Origin of the sequence: Luteococcus peritonei (genome assembly GCF_039526385.1) — a bacterium.
Classification (GTDB): Bacteria; Actinomycetota; Actinomycetes; order Propionibacteriales; family Propionibacteriaceae; genus Luteococcus; species Luteococcus peritonei.
Genome location: NZ_BAAAIX010000009.1, coordinates 130,117 through 147,678 on the forward strand (window position 1 = coordinate 130,117; position 17,562 = coordinate 147,678).

Genomic DNA, 17,562 nt, shown 5'->3' on the forward strand with positions numbered 1-17,562 from the left:
AGTGGCTCCGCCCCGACCGGGCCCTGCGGCAGTGGCTCCGCCGCGACCGGACCCTGCGGCAGTGGCTCCGCCCCGACCGGGTCCCGCGGCAGTGGCTCCGCCGCGACCGGACCCTGCGGCAGTGCCTCCTCCCCGACCGGACCCCGCGGCAGTGCCTCCGCTCCGACCCCGTTCCCGTCGCTTCGACCCCTCAACTACCGGGTCGGAGTGCAGCGAGCGGGGTCTGAGCGCGCAGAGAAGGGTCGGAGCGCAGCGAACGGGGGCGGAGCACACCGAGCGGGGGCGGAGCACACCGAGCGGGGTGACAGCGTCCCGGGGAGACGGTGGCCTTGATGACTGCGTGTCCCTCACGATGGGCGCCAGGGAGGGAGATGGATTCTGGCCCGGCCGTCGCCGCGCGACGTGGTCCATCCGGCGCATGGACCACGAACTGTACGGATTGTTGGTGATCGTGGTTGCTCTACCAACCCCAACCGCTGACGATCCGGCGCGGCTCCTTGCGCCTGCCGCTCGCCGACCGGGAGCCCGGACCGGCCCCGGCCCCGGACCGCTCGGGTCCGGGGCCGGTTCCCGTCGGAGGACAGGAAGGGCGTGCCAGGCGTCGTGCGCCCGTCGTCGCAGCAGGCCAGCGGATGGCTCAGGCGGTGCCCATCAGGGCCAGCAGCACGCCGCCGGCGACGCAGGAGGCCACCTGGCCCGCCGCATTCGCGCCCATGGCGTGCATCAGGATGAAGTTCTCGAAGTTCTCCCGCGAGGCCTCCTTCTGCACCACGCGGGCCGCCATCGGGAAGGCCGAGATGCCGGCCGCACCGATCAGCGGGTTGAACTTGCCGCCCGAGAGCACGTTGAGCAGCTTGCCGAACAGGACACCCGCGGCGGTGTCCACGCAGAAGGCCAGCAGGCCCAGCACCAGGATCATCAGCGTCGACCACTTCAGGAAGCTGGAACCCACCATGGTGGAGCCGATCGCCAGGCCCAGGAAGAGGGTGACGATGTTGGCCAACTCGTTCGACGAGGTGCCCACCAGGCGCTCCACGACGCCCGACTCGCGCATCAGGTTGCCGAACATCAGCATGCCGATCAGCGGGGTGGCGAAGGGCACCAGGATGCCCACCACCACGGTCACGATCACCGGGAACAGGATCCGGGTGCGACGGCTGATCGCGCGCGAGGAGTAGGGCATCTGGATGCTGCGCTCCTTCTGGGTGGTCAGGGCGCGCATGATCGGCGGCATGATGATCGGCACCAGCGACATGTACGAATAGGCCGCCACCGTGATCGGCGCCAACAGGTCCGGGGCCAGCTTGCGGCTGACATAGATCGACGTCGGTCCGTCGATGGCGCCGATGATGCCGATCGAGGCGGACTGCTCGCGGCTGAAGCCCAGCAGCACGGCCAGGATCAGCGTCATGAAGATGCCGAACTGCCCGGCGGCGCCCAGCAGCACCATCTTGGGATTCTCCAGCAGCGGGCCGAAGTCGGTCATGGCGCCGATGCCCACGAAGATCAGCAGCGGGAAGAGCTCGTTGTCCACGCCGGCATGGCGCAGCACGCTGAACATCCCCTCGTCGCCCACCAGCGGGGACAGCGGCAGGTTGGTGAGCAGGCAGCCGGCGCCGATCGGCAGCAGCAGGAGCGGTTCGTACTCCTTGACGACGGCCAGGCCGATCAGGATGCCGCCGACGATCATCATCACCACGCCCTGCCAGGTGACATGGGTCAGGCCGCGCAGCAGCAGGTCGATGGTGGACTCCATCGGGACCAGCTGCGGGGCAAGTGAGGCCAGGGTCATCGCGATCAGCCCTCGAAGCGGACCAGGACGTCGCCGAAGACCACCTGCTGGCCCACCTCGCAGTTGATCTCGCTGACCACGCCGTCCTTCGGGGCGCGCAGCTCGTTCTTCATCTTCATGGCCTCCAGCACCAGCAGCGGGTCCCCGCGCTTCACAGCGTTGCCGGGGCTGGCCGCGATGGAGAGCACGACGCCGGGCATCGGGGCGGTCAGGGCCCCGGCCGCACCCCCGCCGGCACTCGCGGCCGGACGCGGCGGAGGACCGCTGGGCGCACCCTGGGCGGGCACCGCCGGACGGGCCGCCGGGGCGGCAGGAGCCGCGGCGACGTGCTGCACGGGCGCCTGGCCCACCTCCACGCTGGGGGTGATCATCGCCTGGGCCAGGTCCTGGTGGTCACGCAGGCGCACGTCCACGGTGCGTCCGGCGATCTGCACCCGGAAGCTGTTGGCGGTCACCTCCTCCACGTCGAGCTCGTGGTCCGACCCGTTGATCGAGACGGTGTAGCGACGCATCTGCTATCTCCTGTTCCAGGACTGGTTCTGCGCGCCACGGCCGACGGCCACCCAGCGCGAGGTGTGGATCTGGCTGCCGGGCGCATGGGTGCGCATGGCGGGCGCGGCCTGCTGGCGGCGCACCTGGGCGTGGATGACCACGGCCAGCGCCACCGCTGCGGCCTGGTCCACGGTCAGGTCGTCGGTGAGGATCTCCACCGACGTGCTGGCGGGCTCGTCGGGCACCAGGTCCGCGGCGGCCACCGGCTCGGGGGTGGTCTCCAGTGCGGGGGTGGCCTCGGCCTCGACGGCGGGCTTCGGCTCGGCGTCGAGCCGGCCGATGGCCAGCAGCAGGCCCATCAGGACCAGCAGCAGGCCGAAGACCACGCCCATGCCCACCACGGTCATCTCGAGGCCCCATCCAAGGTTGTGCATCCTCATGCCTCCTTAGACCGGGAAGAGCCCGTGCTTCTTGGGGATGTTGGTCTGCACCTTGGTGCGCAGCACCTCCAGGGCACGGATCAGGCGTGGACGGGTCTCGCAGGGCTCGATCACCTCGTCGATCTGGCCCACGTCGGCCGCGCGGTAGGGGTTGAAGAACTTCTCGCGGTAGTCGTCGATGAACTCCTTCTCGACGGCGGCCGGGTCGTCGGCAGCCTGGATGGCGCGACGGTTCAGCAGCCGCGCGGCCCCCTCCGGCCCCATCACCGCGATCTGCGCGCTGGGCCAGGCGAAGGCCACGTCATTGCCCATCTGCTTGGAGCTCAGCGCCACGTAGGAGCCGCCGATCGCCTTGCGGGTGACGACGGACAGCTTCGGGACGGTGGCCTGGCAGTAGGAGTAGATGATCTTCGCGCCGTGCCGGATCACCCCCGCGTACTCCTGCTGCACGCCCGGCAGGTAGCCGGGGCAGTCCACGAAGGTGACGATCGGGATGTTGAACATGTCGCAGATGCGGATGTGGCGGCTGATCTTGTCCGAGGAGTCGATGTCCAGGCAGCCCGACATCACGGTGGGCTGGTTGGCGATGATGCCCACCGAGTGGCCGTCGAGCCGGGCGAAGGCGCAGATGGCATTGGCGGCCCACTGCTCGTGCACCTCCATCACGCTGCCGGCGTCGAAGACGCTCTCCAGCACGTCGCGCATGTCATAGGCCATGGCGTCGTCGGTGGGGATGATGTCGTTGAGCATCTCGTCCATGCGGTCGGGCGAGTCGTAGGCGACGATCTGCGGCGGGTCCTCGGTGTTGTTCTGCGGCAGGTAGCTGAGCAGCCGCTTCACCATCTCGATGGCCGCCTGCTCGCTGCCGGAGGCGAACTGGGCGACGCCGGAGCGGGCGTTGTGCACGAAGCTGCCGCCCAGGTCCTCGGCGCTGACCTGCTCGCCGGTGACGGCCTTGATGATCTCCGGGCCGGTCAGGAACATGTTGGAGGTGGTCTCCACCATCACGGTGAAGTCCGTCAGCGCGGGGGAGTAGACCGCGCCGCCGGCGCAGGGGCCCATGATCAGGCTGATCTGCGGGATCACGCCGGAGGCCGCCACGTTGCGGTAGAAGACCTCGCCATAGGCGGCCAGCGAGCGCACGCCCTCCTGGACCCGGGCGCCGCCGGAGTCGTTCAGCCCGATCAGCGGGATGCCGGACTCCAGGGCCAGGTCCTGGATGCGGCTGATCTTGTTGGCCTGGACCTCGCTGAAGGAGCCGCCCAGGACGGTGAAGTCCTGCGCGAAGACGGCCACGCGCCGCCCGTTCACCTTGCCGAAGCCGGTGATGACGCCGTCGCCCGGGAAGCGCTGGTCGGCCATGCCGAAGTCGGTGGTGTTGTGGGTGGCCAGGGCTCCGAGCTCCTGGAAGGAGGCCTCGTCGAGCAGGATGGCGAGCCGTTCCCGGGCCGTCAGCTTGCCCTTGGCGTGCTGTGCTTCGATGCGCTTGGTACCGCCGCCCTGGAGCGCCTGTTCGCGCATCTGGCGGAGGGTCTCGAGTCGTTGCGACATTGCCTCGTCTCTCTGGGTGGTCCGTGGCTCCCACGCTAGACAGCGAGTTCTTGGTGACTTGCCCCCGGGGTGGCCCCGCAGGGCCTGTCAGCGGCGATTGGATCGTTCAATCTCCGGTGCCCTGGCGGGGTGGGTGGGAAACCCCACAGCTGGTCTGACTCCATGCGCCGTGGCGCCATCACTCCCCATCCCGCGGCGCGCCAGGAGGGTCGGGGGACCGTGGCCCGCGCCGGCGGATGGGCGGTGCCGCTCACTACCCGAACTGGGTGGTACGGGCGTCCAACCCTGAGATTCGCGTACTCGATGCCGGATCTTGCCGATTTCGGACGGCGGATTCATGTGGTCAGCGCAACGGTTCTGTGAGGAGGGGTTGTGATGGCGCATGGGGTCGAGGTTCGTGAGCGGGCGTTGGAGTTGTTGGCTCTGGGGTGGCCTGCGGTTCGAGTGGCTGAGCAGGTCGGGGCCCACAACACGACGGTGGGTGATTGGGCCAAGCTTGCTGGGGTGAAGCTGCAGCGTGGCAGGTTGGGCGGGAGGTCAAGTCCAGGCAAGTGGTGTAACGGCTGGTGATCCTGCAGGGCGGGGTCACCAGCCGTTACACCACTTGCCTGGACTTGACCCCCAGCTGAAACACTCCAAGACATCATCGGTGTTGCACTGACCCCCTGAAGCCACCGACCGATTTCGCGATCGAGGGTGCTGAAATCAGGGTTGGTCCGGCTGGTGTGGGGCCAGGAGGCCGGACCAGGCCACTGCAGTGTCCCCGGAAATCAACCACTCGATCCGGCCAAGGACCCGCCGTGCGCTGAGCCCCGCCCCGCGGCCGACGTCGAACGGTCGATTTCCGGGGAGTGGGCCGTCGTGCCCGCCTGTGTCCCGGACCAGGCGTCGGGGAGACCCAACCGCCCGGACCCGTGCCGGTCCGAGCACCCGGGCCGAGCAACCGACCTCGCGCCTGCTGGGTCCACGTCGCGCCTCCTGGGTCCACGTCGCGCCTGCCGAGCAACGTTGCGCCCCGCACTACGAGCGCAACGTTGCATTTCAGGCGCGAGGTGTCCGGTGAGGCGCAAGGTCGTCTTCTGGGGCGCGAGGTCGTCGTGCGGGGCGCGAGGTGGTCGTGGGGGGGCAAGGTGGTCGTGGTGAGCGCACGGTGCTCCTGTTGGGCCCACGGTGCTCCCGGCGCTACGGCACGCGACAAGGCCCCGCGGACCTGGTGGTCCACGGGGCCCTGGAGCAGGAGACACGAGGCCGTGCAGCGGGCCTGAGATGGCACTGGAACGCGACCAGGTGCGTGGGCTGCCGTGCCTGCCGATGCCGTTGGCGAGGGAGTCGCTCGTGGCCAGCGGTGTCAGGCCTGGGCGACCCAGGTCCCTGCCGTGCTTTCCTGTCGCGCCCGCATCGTCTGCCGCGCCGGCCGTGGGCTCCTTGCCCGGAGCCGTCACGGTGGGCCGGCCCGGCCAACGGTCTCGCCGGGGCCGATGCCGGCGCCGGCTACTTCATCGCGCCCTGGGAGACCGAGCCCTGGAGCTGGCGCTGGAAGATCACGTAGACCACCAGCACCGGCAGCACGGTGATCACGACGCCCGCGAAGAGGGCGCCGAAGTCCACCGCATAGCCCGCCTGTGAGGCGAAGCGGGCCATGCCCTGGCTGAGCACGTAGTTCTTCTCGTTGGTGTTCAGGGCCGCCGGGATCAGGTACTGGTTCCACAGGCCCAGGAAGTTGAAGATGGCCACGCTGGCCAGGCCGGGACGGGCCATCGGCAGCATGATCGAGAAGAAGGTCCGCCATTCGCCGGCCCCGTCGATGGCGGCAGCCTCGCTGATCTCGTGCGGCAGCGCCCGGAAGAAGGCGTACAGGAAGAAGACCGTGAAGGGCAGCGCGAAGGCCACATAGGTGATCACCAGGCCCGGCAGCGTATTGGCCAGGCCGAAGCCCTTGAGCACGAAGAAGAGCGGCACGATCGCCAGGAAGATCGGGAAGGTGAGCCCTGCCAGCATCAGGTAGTAGATGGCGCGTCGGCCGCGGAAGTCGAAGCGGGCCAGCACATAGGCGCACATCGCGCCCAGCAGCATCACCAGGAAGAGCGCCGAGGCCACCACCACCACGGTGTTGCGGAAGTAGCGCCCGATCCCGGCCGTGGTCCAGGCATTCGCATAGTTCACCCACTGCACCCGGTCGGGCAGGCTGAAGGGAGAGGCGAAGATCTCGTTGGTGGTCTTGAAGCTGGTCAGCAGGGTCCACAGCATCGGGCCCACTACCAGCACCGCCCACAGCGCCAGCAGCACGTGGGCGACGGCCGCGAAGCTGCGGTCGCCGGAGCTGAGCACCGGCTTGCGCTCCGGGCCCAGGTCGAAGTCACGGTGCACATCCCCGGTCAGCCGGGGAGGATTCACGACGGTGCTCATCAGAAGCTCACCTCGTCCTTGCCGCCGGTCAGCCGGTTCACCGCGAAGACGATGGCGCTGAAGGCGAGGGTCATCAGGGCCAGCACCACGCCCATGGCGCAGGCCAGGCCGAACTGGCTCTTGGTGAAGGCTGTCGTGTACAGCTGCTGGGCCATCACCAGGGTGGAGTTGCCGGGGCCGCCCTCGGGGTTGAGCGCCTGCATGTAGACGAAGGCGTCGAGCGCCAGGATGCCCATGTAGATGTAGGCGGTCTGCACGTTCTCGCGGATCAGCGGGATGGTCATGCTCACCGCCGTTCGCCAGCGCCCCGCGCCGTCGAGCCGGGCGGCCTCGAAGACCTCCTGCGGGATGCCCTTGATGGCGGCGATGAAGAGCACCATGTAGAAGCCCACGAAACCCCACAGGATGATGAAGATGGTCACCGGCATGGCCGTCGCCTCATTGCCCAGCCAGGGGAAGTCCTTGAAGCGCTCGAAGCCCAGCTTCACCAGGATGCCGTTCACCAGGCCCGCCGAGGGGTCGAAGATCCGGCCCCACATCAGGCCGATCACGATGGCCGGGATGGTGTACGGGAAGAAGGAGACGACGCGGTAGAAGCTCGAGCCCTTCAGGCCGCGCACCTGGCCGTGCGAGGAGCCGCCCACCGTGATCAGGCTGGCCAGCACCAGCGCCAGCACGATGGTGAGCAGCGGCAGCACCAGCGCCAGCAGCAGGTTGTTGCCGATGGCGGTGCGGAAGGTGTCGTTGTGCAGCAGCTTGGCGTAGTTGTCCAGGCCGACGAACTTGCGCTCGTTGGAATAGCCGCCCCAGTTGGTGAAGGAGTACCAGACGGCCTGCACGAAGGGACTGACCACGAAGACCAGGTAGAGGGCCAGCGGCAGGCCCAGGAAGACGGCCATGAAGCTGGCCCGGTCGAAGGTCATCTTGCGCCGGCGCCGCACCGGGGCTGGTGCCCCGGCCTCGGGTGGCGGTACTGCTGCGATGGTCACGCTCTCACCCCTGCTGCTGGTTCTGGTCCACGACGTGCGGCGCCGCGCACGACGGGCCCGGCCGGTGCGGCCGGGCCCGTCGGCGCTCAGGGCGCCGGCTGCCTCACTTGGCGGTGTACTTCTTGATCGACGAGTCCTCGCGGATGGTGTCGGTGATCTTCTGCAGCTCCTTGGTGAGCGTGGCCACGTCCATCTTCCCGTCGAGGAAGGAGTTCCACAGCACCAGCTGGTCCTTGTTGGTGCCGTAGTAGTCGACGAACTGCCAGGAGTAGATGGCGTCGCCGGCCTCCTCCAGCAGCTTGATCTGGCTGGCCAGGGCGGTGGAGCCGAAGGCATCGGTGGGGACGGTGTCCTTGACGATGGTGGGGGCCAGCTTGGTCTTGGCGAAGTTGGTGGCCGCCTCCTTGGAGAGCATGACGCGCATGAACTCCTTGCCGCCGGCCGGGTTCGCGGCCTTGCTGGGCACGATGTAGCCCTCGCCCGCGGTGGAGTGCAGTGCCTTGGCGCCGAGCTTCGGGGCATCGGTGACCGAGAAGTCGCTCAGGCCCATCATCTTGAAGCCGTCCTTGGTCTGCTTCTTCATCTCGTTCTCGATCCACGAGCCCGAGGGGTAGAGCAGCGCGTCCTGGTTGTTGGACCACTGGGCCTGGGCAGCCGTGAACTGGGTGCCCGAACCGCCCGGCTTCACCATGCCGGCGTCGATGATCTTCTTCATCGCGGTGAAGACGTCCTGCACCGGCTTCTGGCTCCAGCAGTTGGCCTGCATGTTGTCCAGGGCCAGGCGGGTCTCGTCGCCGCCCTCCTTGATGGCCGAGCCGATCGCCATCGTCTGGTAGTAGGTGGCGGCCTCCTTGCCCCACAGGAAGAGGAACTTGTTCTTGGCCTTGGCCTTGGTGCCCAGCTCGTAGGCCTCCTCCCAGGTCTTCGGCGGGGTCCAGCCGTTCTCCTCGAACAGGCTGGAGGAGTACCAGGTGGCGTAGACGGTGAGCACGTAGTTGATCACGGCCAGCTTGCCGTCGATGGTGCCCGGCTCCAGCACGCCGTTGTAGAGGGTGTCGCGGATGGTGCCACCCTCCAGGTTCTTGGCGTCGATGACGCTGGAGAGGTCCTCGAGCTGGTCCACGATGGCGCTGATGCCGATCAGGTCCTTGCCGGAGTTGTCGATCACGTCGGGCGGGTTGCCGCCGGCGAAGCGCGGCTGCAGCTCGGTGCCGATCTGGGTGGACGGCGCCACCTGCACCGACGGCTTGAAGGACGCGCCGGACATGATCTTGCCGGCATTCTCGGCGTAGTCGATGCCATAGCCGCCGTTGAAGACGACGGCCTCCACCTTGGATCCCTGGGCGACGCCGAAGGGGTTGTCGGCGGCACCGGCCGCGGCGGAACCGGAGCCGGAGGCGGCCGGGGCACCGGAGCTGGCAGGGGTGTCGCTGGCGCTGCCGGCGCAGCCGGCGAACGAGGCGGTGCCGGCCAGGGCGGCGGTGGCGAGGGCGCCGCGCAGCAGGCTGCGGCGGTCGAGCTGGGGTTGCTGCATGCTTCTCTCCTTCGAGGACGGTGACAGCACCTCCGGGCGGCTCGTCGATGAGTCCGGACGGTGACTGGTCGAGGCCGGCGACGAGGTCGGCCATGGCGGGCACACTACTGCCGACAAGGGCCGATGCGGCGGCAATCGAGCACTCGTGCAGCGCGCGTCACCAAACTGCAACATATTCTCGCGCCCGGGCCGGCGCGCCGACCTGCCCGGGCGCCCACAGAGGGGCCGCGCCGGGCTCAGCCGAAGCTGACCTGGCGGCCCAGGCTGCCGTTGATGGTGGCCAGGTAGTCCGGCGACTGCACTTCGGCCAGCCGCTCCTGCACCCGCGCCAGCCGGTCGGCCAGGTCCAGCCGCTCGACGGGCTGCACATTGCCCTCGGAGTGCACGAAGGGGCCCAGGTCGGCGATGCCCTGCTTCAGGTGCGCCACCTCCGCGGCCTGCTTGGCGCTCAGCCGCTGGGCATACCAGCCGGAGTCCAGGATGGTGCGGCGCTCGAAGAGGCGACGGAAGTCCGGGCTGTCCAGCGTCCACCCCTCCTTGCTCTGCCCCTGGGCCATGATCTCCAGCAGCGCCCGCAGCGGCTTGACGGCCAACCGGATGGTGCCGTCGTCGAAGTAGGCCCTGGCGACGCGCTGGTGGGTGGCCACGATCACGTCGACGCTCTCGGCGAAGACATCCAGGTCCTGCAGCTCGGGCTTGAGCATCTGCTCGGTGAAGACCACGTCGGGGTGCAGGAAGATGCGCCCGAAGTAGGTGCTCACGAAGAGCTCGTTGATCCGGTAGCCCAGCCGGCTGGCCTGCACCGTGCGGCCCTGGTGCTCGAAGTCGCTGATCCGCTCCAGGCAGCCGGCCTCGATGAGCGCGGAGGCCTTGCGCTCCTGCGGCCACATCCGGCTGAACAGCTCCGGCACCAGCAGCGAGATGTCGTGGTCCACCCGCACCTGCGGGCCGATCACGCCGGCGCTGGACAGCCAGCCGTCGGTCTCGGTGAGGGCATAGCTGAGCAGGGCGGCGTTCAGGTCGACGATGGCCGGCAGCGCGTTGAAGGGCCCCTTGGTCATGGCGCCCTCGGAACCGGCACCCGTGGTGGAGGGCGACTTTCCGGTCATCGAGCTGATGAACTCCATGAACAGCTCGGGCAGCTCCATGTAGTGCAACGGGTTGTAGGCGCACAACGGCGGCACGCCCGGCTCGGCGGCATTGTTGCGACGCCCGGCCGCCACCACGTCCACCGGCATCCGCAGCGCCTGGCCGGCCGGCACCCGCTGCTGCAGGTGCACCGCCAGGTCCGCGGCCGCGGTGGCCTCCGGATTGGTCAGGTCGGGCCGCTGCTGCAGGTAGCGCGGGTTCTTGGACCGCTTGCCGTCCACCAGCCGCGGCTCGGAGCTGATCGCCAGGTAGGCGGGGGAGTCGTCGTCGCCACCCGCGGCGAAGTCGCGCACCAGCTTCGCCATCGGCTCGGTGAAGCGGCTGAAGCCGGCCGCGTCGGCGATCATCTCGCGTGCCTCGGGACGGGTGATCGGCTGGAAGTTGCTGATGAAGGAGTCCGTGCCGGACATGTCCTTCTCGGTCTGCTTGTCGTAGCCGCGGTGGATGGCGTCGTCGGGACGCTGGAAGAGCAGCTGCTCGCAGTTCTTGACGTACTTGGCGCTCACCGGGTCGTCGTCCAGCTGCGCGGGAGGGGCCACCACGGAGGCGGTGATGTCGTCCTCGGTCTGCACCTTCGCGGCGGGAGAGAAGTCGGGTCGCAGGCTGAACAGCCGCCAGCCACCGTCGGCCTCGAAGCCCACCCGCAGCATGTTGACCATGATCTTCTCGCCGTCCAGGCGCACCGCATTGCCCTGCCGGCCGTTCAGCCGCCCGACGGTGAAGTGGCTGCGCCAGTCCTCGCCCCACTCCGGGCGGTAGTAGCGCTTGACGGTGAAGACCAGCTCGCTGACGTGGGCCGGGATGGTGTGCAGCCACTGGTTGTAGTCCTCGGTGAACTCCTCACGCGGGGTGAGCAGCTTGATCACCGAGCCGAGCGAGCGCTCCGGGCTGAGCAGCGGGCGGGTGTCGTGCGCGGCGGGATCCTTGAAGCGGTCGGAGTAGTCGCGCTCCAGCAGCTCCTGCACCAGGTCCATGTCGGCGTCGAAGTCGGCGGCATAGGCGTTGTCGAAGACGAAGGCGTCCAGCAGCGACTTGCTGATCTCGCTCTTGCCGCCGCCGGAGACGGTGGCCGGCTTGTGGCACTGGGTGGACTGCGGGGAGGTGCCGATCAGGTGCCACTGGGTGGGGTCGGCATCACGCGGCTTGGCGTGCACCCGGTAGCCATTGGGGGCCAGGTAGGTGATGCCGGCCAGCAGCTGGATCCCACCGGTGCTCTGGTCCGGATTGGTCCAGCTGATCCGCTGCTCGCGCATCGAGTAGGTGGCGCGCCCGGGCACCAGCACCAGGTGGGGCTGCTCCCGGTCGACGGCCCAGCCGCCCTCGCGCAGCTCGAAGCGCTGCGGGTCGCGAGCCACCACGTCGGCGACGGTGTAGTCGTCGGGGGTGTAGGTGTCGGTCCACTCCTGGCCCAGGTTGTAGGCGGGGAAGGCCAGGGCGCCGCCGGAGTGCTCCTCCTCGGCCAGGCCGAACAGGTTGGCGGAATAGGAGATCTGGGTCTTGACCTCCTTCTTGCAGTAGCCGAAGTAGTTGTCCGCGATCACGGTGACGATCACGCCGCGCTCGTCGCGGGCGCAGACCTTGAAGGCCTGGCCGCCGTTGTAGAGCTCGGACTCCTCGCTCCAGCACATGCCGTCGCGACGCTGTCGCTCGGTGGCGTGGTCGACGTGCGGCAGGCCCAGCTCCTGCTTGGTGACATGGGTCAGGTGCGGGGCAAGGATGACCGCGCCGGTGGTGCCGGTCCAGCCCTCCGGGTCCAGCGAGGCGTCGTTCTCCGGCAGGTGCGGGTCGCCGCCGTTGCCGAAGATGCCCTCGACGAAGTCCAGGTTGGCCACCAGCCCGCCGGGCACGATGAAGCGGGTCTCCATGGTGCGCTCGCCGGTGAAGCCGGGCACCGCGGGCACCACGAGGGGACGCAGCAGCAGGCTCACGAAGCAGGCGGCCGGCTCGGCGTCGTTGGCGGTGAAGGGCAGCACCATGTCATGCTCGGGCGGCTGGAAGGCCAGCTCCAGCAGGCGCCCGAAGACCTCGCGTGGCACGGCCAGCTTGTCGTCGGGGATGGGCAGCCCGCCCTCGGCGACGTGGAAGACGCCGGCGGTGGTGCGACGGTCGTTGGCCGGGTTGTGCAGCACGCCGTTGCCCAGCCGGTAGGAGCTGAGCAGCTCGGAGGAGAAGTCGTCGCCGTCGTGCGGCAGGCTCAGCGCGCGGGCCAGCCCGGGGGCGTCCAGCACCAAGGTGCGGTTGGGCAGCTGCGGGTGGGCCTCGGTGCCGGCCAGGTAGTCGTCGACGAAGTCCTGGATCCGGCGGTCCGCGGCGCACAGCCGATGGCCCAGCCGCCGCGAGAGCTCGCGCTGGCGCTTGATGATGGGGCCCACCAGGTCCGACTCCTGGCCGGGAGTCTGGGCGGCGAGCGGCTGGCCGAGCAGGGCCAGGCGCAGGTTGATGGCGGCGGTGACGTCGGGTGCAGTGGTGTGGGCCATGGCTCCATTGAAACCCTCGCCCCTGACCGCGCGGGAGGGCGGGGTCGGATTGTGGGCCCTGTGCGTCCGCGGTCCGGACAATTGCGCAAGCCGGGTCCTGCACAAATGTCGACAGGCCGTGCACTTCTGTTCACACACTGGGGTGGGCCGTGCACGTCGGAGGTGCTTTGGGCCGGGGGCTCGCGCTGCCGAGGGGCGCTGCCTAGGCTGGGTGCACGGTGAGGGAGCCGCCCCGGCAGCCCGCCGCAGGAGGGGACCGCGATGAGGAAATTGCAGGCCGATGTGGTGGTGATCGGTGGCGGCGCCACCGGAGCCGGCGTCGTGCGCGACGTGGCGATGCGCGGCTACACGGCGATCCTGGTGGATCGCTTCGATCTCGGTCAGGGCACGACCGGCCGCTACCACGGCCTGCTGCACTCCGGCGGCCGCTATGTGGTCTCCGACCCGCACTCGGCCACCGAGTGCGCCCAGGAGAACGAGATCATCACCCGGATCCACGCCGACGCGGTGGAGGCCACCGGCGGCCTGTTCGTCGTCACCCCGGAGGACACCGAGGAGCATGCCGACAAGTTCCTGGCCGCCTCCCGGGCCACGCAGGTGCCCTGCGAGGAGATCAGCGCGGCCGACGCACTGCGCCGCGAGCCCCGGCTGAACCCCGGCATCAAGCGCGCCTTCGCCGTCCAGGACGGCACCGTCGACGGCTGGCAGATGGTCTGGGGTGCGGCCCACAGCGCCATCGACCACGGCGCCCAGGTGCTCACCTACCACGCCGTCGAGAAGATCACCCGCGAGGGCGACCAGGTCAGCGGCGTGATCTGCCGCGACATGAAGAAGGACGAGCTGGTCCAGATCGACTGCCGCTTCGCCATCAACGCCGGCGGTCCCTGGGCCGGTCAGATCGCCGCCATGGCCGACTGCCCCGGCGTCGAGGTGGTGCCCGGCCGCGGCATCATGATCGCGATGAACCACCGGCTGGTGAACACCGTGGTGAACCGCTGCATCTACCCCGCCGACGGCGACATCCTCGTGCCGGTGCACACGGTGTGCATCATCGGCACCACCGACGTGAAGGTGGACGATCCCGACAAGCTGGCCATCCCGCGCGACGAGGTGCAGCAGATGCTGGACTCCGGCGAGGCGCTGGTGCCCGGCTTCCGCCAGGCCCGCGCGGTGCACGCCTGGTCCGGCGCGCGCCCGCTGGTCAAGGACTCCCGCGTGGCGCTCACCGACACCCGCCACATGAGCCGCGGCATGAGCATCATCGACCACGAGGCCCGCGACGGCCTCAAGGGCCTGCTCACCATCTCCGGCGGCAAGCTGACCACCTACCGCCTGATGGCCAAGAACATCACCGACGTGATGGTGGAGCAGCTCGGTGAGCCCGAGAAGGTCTGCACCACCGAGACCGAGGCGGTGCCGGGCAGCAAGGACGGCAAGAACTACCTGGTGACCCACCGCCTCGAGGAGCGCGAGCACGACCGGCTCGACGAGCAGATCATCTGCGAGTGCGAGCTGATGAACCGCCGCCAGCTCACCGACCTGATGGACGCCAACCCCGACGCCACCTTCGACGACCTGCGCCGCCAGCTGCGCCTGGGCATGGGTCCCTGTCAGGGCGGCTTCTGCTCCACCCGCGCCGCCGGCATCGCGCTGGAGCACGGCCACGCCGACGTGGACCGCGCCACCGAGATGCTGCGGGGCTTCCTCAAGAACCGCTGGGTGGGCCTGTGGCCCATCCTCTACGGCGACCAGGTGCGTCAGACCGCCCTGGACAACTGGATCTTCAAGGGCACCCTGGACATCGAGCACCTGCCCCCGGCCGGGGCCGGTCCGCTGGTGCCCGGCGAGCCCGCCGACCAGTTCGCCATCCCCACCACCCAGCCCGCCCCCGAACGGGTCGACCCGGAGCATGACGGCGCCGAGGACAAGGCGGGGGCGCACGACGTCGCCGGTGCCGAGGGCGCCGGCGAACCCGAGGTGGCCACCCGCGCCGCGGGCGAGCCCGATTCCCAGAACCACGAGAACGAGAGCGGGGTGTCGCTGTGAGCGACGTCATCGTCATCGGCGCCGGCCTGGCCGGCCTGACCGCCGCCCTGCGCCTGCGCCAGGCCGGCCGCACCGTCACCCTGCTCACCAAGGGCATCGGCGGCATCCAGCTGGGCCAGGGCACCGTCGACGTGCTGGGCTACATGCCCGGCCGGGTCGAGCAGCCGCTGGACGCCCTGGAGCGCTTCGTCGCCGAGAATCCCGAGCACCCCTACGCGGTGCTGGGGCGTGAGGGCGTCGAGAAGGGCCTGGCCTGGCTGGCCGAGACCCTGGGCCCCGAGCACCTGCAGGGCGAGCCCAATGCCAACCGGATCTACCCCACCGCCGTGGGCGCCATGCGTCCCACCGCGCTGGTGCCCCCGTCGATGGCCGCCGGCGCGATCGACGCCGACAGCCGCTTCGTGATCATCGGCATCCGCCAGCTCAAGGACTTCTACCCGCAGCTGGTGGCCGAGAACCTGGCCCGCACCGACCTGGCCGACGGCCGTCGCATGCAGGTGCGCCACGAGCAGGTCAGCTTCGAGGCCCGCGCCGGGGAGGCCGACCCGTCCGGCCTGGCGATGGCCCGTGCCCTGGACGACCCGGCCGCGCGCCGTCGCCTGGTGGCCCTGCTCAAGCCACTGGTCCGCGAGGGCGAGACCGTGGGCCTGCCCGCGGTGCTGGGCGCCAACGACCTGAACGCCTGGCGCGACATCAGCGAGCAGCTGGGGGCCCCGGTCTTCGAGATCCCGCTGCCCCCGCCCTCGGTGCCCGGCTGGCGCCAGAACGAGAAGCTGGTGCAGCTGGTCAAGGACTCCCGGGTCCGCTTCGTGAACGGCACCAAGGTGCTGCGCGCCCGCGTCGAGGACGGCGTGGTCAGGGGCGTCACCATCAAGGGCACCGGCCGCGAGCAGGAGTACGTGGCCGACCACTTCGTGCTGGCCGCCGGCGGCTTCGAGTCCGGCTCGCTGGTGCTGGACAGCCACAACGAGCTGCACGAGGCGATCTTCGACCTGCCCGTCAAGGGCGGCACCATCGAGTCGATGGTGCACGGCGACTACTGGGGCGGCGACCAGCCGCTGTTCAAGGCGGGCCTGGCCGTCGACGCGTCGATGCGCGTCACCCGCCCCGAGGGTGGCGTCGTCCACCCCAACCTGTTCGCCGCCGGCGGCATCCTCGCGGGTGCCCAGCGGTGGACCGAGAAGTCCGGTGAGGGCATCGCGCTGGCCAGCGCGATCCGCGCTGCCGATTCGATCCTGGAGGACAACTGATGAGCAGCGACATGAAGGCCAATCCCGAGACCCACGAGGAGCTGCAGCACGAGCTGCTGCACACCGCCGACGCGCACGACTCGCTGGGCCATGCCGCCGACAGCCTCAGCCGCGCGACGCTGGACCACTGCGTCAAGTGCACCATCTGCGAGACCGCCTGCCCGGTGGCCCGCGTCACCCCGCTGTTCAGCGGCCCCAAGTTCGTCGGCCCGCAGGCCGAGCGCTTCCGCAACGGCGAGAGCGTGGACCACTCGCTGGACTACTGCTCCTCCTGCGGCATCTGCACCCTGAGCTGCCCGCAGGGCGTGCAGATCGCGGAGCTGAACTCGCAGGCCCGTGCGGTGATGAAGTCCGATCACATGCCGGTGCGTGACCGCCTGATCACCCAGACCATGCTCGAGGGCATGGTGATGAGCCCGCTGGCCCCGATCGCCAACCCGGCGCTGAACTTCAAGCCGGTGCGCACCGTGATCGAGAAGGTGGTGGGCGTGCACCGCGAGGCGCCCATGCCCACCGCGCACACCGAGACCTTCCGCAGCTGGCTGAAGAAGCGCCCGGCGCGCACCACCGAGTCCACCCGCGGGCCGGTGATCTTCTTCCACGGCTGCGCCGGCGGCTACTTCGAGGTGGAGACCAGCAAGAAGACCGTCGAACTGCTGGAATTCCTGGGCTACGAGGTGCTGGTGCCCAAGCAGGGTTGCTGCGGCCTGGCCGAGCAGTCCAACGGCCTGTTCGAGCAGGCCACCAAGAGCGTGCTCAAGCTGTGCAAGCAGCTGCGCGCCTCCGGCCGTGACCTCACCATCGTCTCCGCCTCCGGCTCCTGCGCCGGCATGCTGAAGCACGAGGCCCACGAGATCATGGGCGTCGACGCCGAGGAGCTGAAGGACGTCGGCACCCGCACCCGCGACATCAGCGAATTCCTGCTGGAGCTGGCCGACGCCGGTGAGCTGCCGCTCGACTTCCGCGAGATGAACATGACGGTGCCCTACCACCAGCCCTGCCAGGTGAAGAGCCAGGGCATGGGCATCCCGGCCATGCACCTGATGGAGCTGATCCCCGGGCTGAAGGTGGCCGAGTCCGGGCAGCCCTGCTGCGGCATCGCGGGCACCTACGGTCTGAAGAAGGAGAAGTACGAGATCGCCCAGGCCGTCGGCAAGCCCGTCTTCGAGCACATGAAGAAGTACGACGAGGGCGTCGGCGCCTGCGACACCGAGACCTGCCGCTGGCAGATCCGCAAGGGCTCGGGCGTCAACACCGTGCACCCGGTGGAGATCCTGCACTACGCCTACGGCCTGTCCGACGACCTCTTCGAGGCGAAGGTCGGCGAGCGCTGAGCCTGGCCGTCGGACATCGCTGAATCTGGTGCTCGACGGGGCCACGACCGACCAGAGGTGCTCCTCCCGAACCGGGGAGGGGCACCTCGTCGTCTGCCGGCC

The 17,562-nt window shown here is 69.4% G+C and carries 10 protein-coding genes and 1 pseudogene; 3 read left to right on the forward strand and 8 right to left on the reverse strand.

Annotated features, from left to right (window positions below; all coding sequences use genetic code 11):
* Positions 1-637 precede the first annotated feature (637 nt).
* The 8 genes from ABD073_RS04455 to ABD073_RS04490 form a co-directional block, all read right to left on the reverse strand.
* Positions 638-1,792 carry a sodium ion-translocating decarboxylase subunit beta gene (locus tag ABD073_RS04455; RefSeq protein WP_386751655.1) on the reverse strand — a complete coding sequence of 385 codons (1,155 nt, stop codon included), beginning with the start codon at positions 1,790-1,792 and terminating at the stop codon, positions 638-640.
* 5 nt (positions 1,793-1,797) lie between these two features.
* Entirely contained in the window at positions 1,798-2,304 is a 507-nt protein-coding gene (locus tag ABD073_RS04460; protein ID WP_343872638.1) for an acyl-CoA carboxylase biotin carboxyl carrier protein subunit, read from the reverse strand.
* 3 nt (positions 2,305-2,307) lie between these two features.
* Entirely contained in the window at positions 2,308-2,724 is a 417-nt protein-coding gene (locus tag ABD073_RS04465) for an OadG family transporter subunit (protein WP_343872639.1), read from the reverse strand.
* A gap of 6 nt (positions 2,725-2,730) precedes the next feature.
* Complete coding sequence (locus ABD073_RS04470; RefSeq protein ID WP_343872640.1) at positions 2,731-4,275, reverse strand: acyl-CoA carboxylase subunit beta; 1,545 nt, start codon at positions 4,273-4,275, stop codon at positions 2,731-2,733.
* A 1,491-nt stretch (positions 4,276-5,766) separates the two neighbouring features.
* Positions 5,767-6,681, reverse strand: a complete 915-nt coding sequence (locus ABD073_RS04475) for a carbohydrate ABC transporter permease (protein WP_343872641.1) — start codon at positions 6,679-6,681, stop codon at positions 5,767-5,769.
* Positions 6,681-7,670, reverse strand: coding sequence for a carbohydrate ABC transporter permease (locus ABD073_RS04480; RefSeq protein ID WP_343872642.1), 990 nt, complete (start codon positions 7,668-7,670; stop codon positions 6,681-6,683). Before ABD073_RS04480 ends, ABD073_RS04475 begins: the two co-directional genes overlap by 1 nt.
* 103 nt (positions 7,671-7,773) lie before the next feature.
* Positions 7,774-9,204, reverse strand: a complete 1,431-nt coding sequence (ngcE, locus tag ABD073_RS04485) for an N-acetylglucosamine/diacetylchitobiose ABC transporter substrate-binding protein (protein WP_343872644.1) — start codon at positions 9,202-9,204, stop codon at positions 7,774-7,776.
* A 236-nt stretch (positions 9,205-9,440) separates the two neighbouring features.
* Positions 9,441-12,830 carry a PPi-type phosphoenolpyruvate carboxykinase family protein gene (locus tag ABD073_RS04490; RefSeq protein ID WP_343872645.1) on the reverse strand — a complete coding sequence of 1,130 codons (3,390 nt, stop codon included), beginning with the start codon at positions 12,828-12,830 and terminating at the stop codon, positions 9,441-9,443.
* A 261-nt stretch (positions 12,831-13,091) separates the two neighbouring features.
* Here ABD073_RS04490 and glpA point away from each other — a divergent pair.
* The 3 genes and pseudogenes from glpA to ABD073_RS04505 all read left to right on the forward strand — a co-directional run.
* Positions 13,092-14,645: pseudogene (glpA, locus tag ABD073_RS04495) on the forward strand (anaerobic glycerol-3-phosphate dehydrogenase subunit GlpA); the annotation flags it as partial.
* 227 nt (positions 14,646-14,872) lie between these two features.
* Positions 14,873-16,126, forward strand: a complete 1,254-nt coding sequence (gene glpB / locus ABD073_RS04500) for a glycerol-3-phosphate dehydrogenase subunit GlpB (protein WP_343872646.1) — start codon at positions 14,873-14,875, stop codon at positions 16,124-16,126.
* Entirely contained in the window at positions 16,126-17,460 is a 1,335-nt protein-coding gene (locus ABD073_RS04505; RefSeq protein WP_343872647.1) for an anaerobic glycerol-3-phosphate dehydrogenase subunit C, read from the forward strand. Before glpB ends, ABD073_RS04505 begins: the two co-directional genes overlap by 1 nt.
* Positions 17,461-17,562 lie beyond the last annotated feature (102 nt).